1 protein-coding gene is annotated in these 1,129 nt (G+C 50.2%); it reads left to right on the top strand.

Annotated elements, in window-relative coordinates; genetic code table 11:
* Positions 1-1,129, top strand: a 1,129-nt coding sequence (gene cobA / locus ACTXGO_RS14335) for a uroporphyrinogen-III C-methyltransferase (RefSeq protein ID WP_443574988.1), incomplete at both ends; no start/stop codon positions are given.

The raw sequence follows: 1,129 nt of genomic DNA, 5'->3' as shown, positions 1-1,129 counted from the left end.
CTCTTGCGCGCCCGCCTTGAGACTTTAATTCCGCAAGGCTATGGTAAATTGGCCAAATTAGCAGGTGATCTGCGTAGTGAGGTCAAAGCAAAGATCCCAACGCTAACAGCTCGTCGCCAGTTTTGGGAGCGCGCCTTTGAAGGCCAAGTGAGCGCCCTAGTATTCGCAGGTAACGAGGCTGAGGCGACTGCGCTATTAAAGGCTGATCTAGATAAAACAGCGGCGCAGATTGCAGTATCTAAAACCACACCTGTCAGCGCCTCAAAAACACAAGAGGATGCGCCTAATACGTTAAGCGCTCATGCACCTGTCCCACAAGATAGTGCTAATGATAAGCAAAACGAACACCATAAGTACGCCCAGCCTGTTGGTGAAGTCTATATCGTTGGCGCAGGCCCAGGTGATCCTGAGCTATTAACCTTTAAAGCACTGCGTCTCATGCAACAGGCCGATATTGTCTTTTACGATGCGCTAGTCTCGCCGCAAGTGCTTGATCTGTGCCGACGTGATGCGGACAAGGTCTATGTTGGCAAAAAACGTAGCAATCATGCGGTCGCGCAATTGGGTATCAATGAGCTGTTAATCAACGAGGCCAAAAAAGGTCGCCGCGTGGTGCGCCTAAAAGGTGGTGATCCGTTTATCTTTGGTCGCGGCGGTGAGGAGATTGAGAGCCTACGCGCGCAGCATATCCCTTATCAAGTCGTGCCAGGCATCACGGCCGCCAACGCCGCTGCTAGCTATGCTGGTATTCCGCTCACCCACCGCGATCATTCGCAATCTGTGCGCTTTGTCACAGGATTCTTAAAGGCAGGCGCACCTAACAATAATTTTAAAAGCTTCGTAAATACTGACGAGACCGTGGTCTTTTATATGGGCTTGCATTCCTTGCCGCGTCTGACCGAAGGCTTGATAGATGCAGGCCGCGCCGCTGACACCCCTATCGCTATTGTCTCAAATGCTAGTATGCCCAATCAGCAAGTGTTAACAGGGACTCTCGATACGATTGTTAAGCTGCAAGAGCAAAAGCAATTACCAACGCCTGCTCTTCTTATCATGGGTGATGTGGTGGCATTGCATCATGATTTGGCTTGGTACAATCAAAACGATGCCACTAGTGTTACGGATAATA

This window comes from Psychrobacter sp. T6-1 (assembly GCF_052258445.1).
The sequence above is the reverse complement of the archived record's forward strand: the minus strand, read 5'-3'. Positions and strand labels throughout refer to the sequence as shown.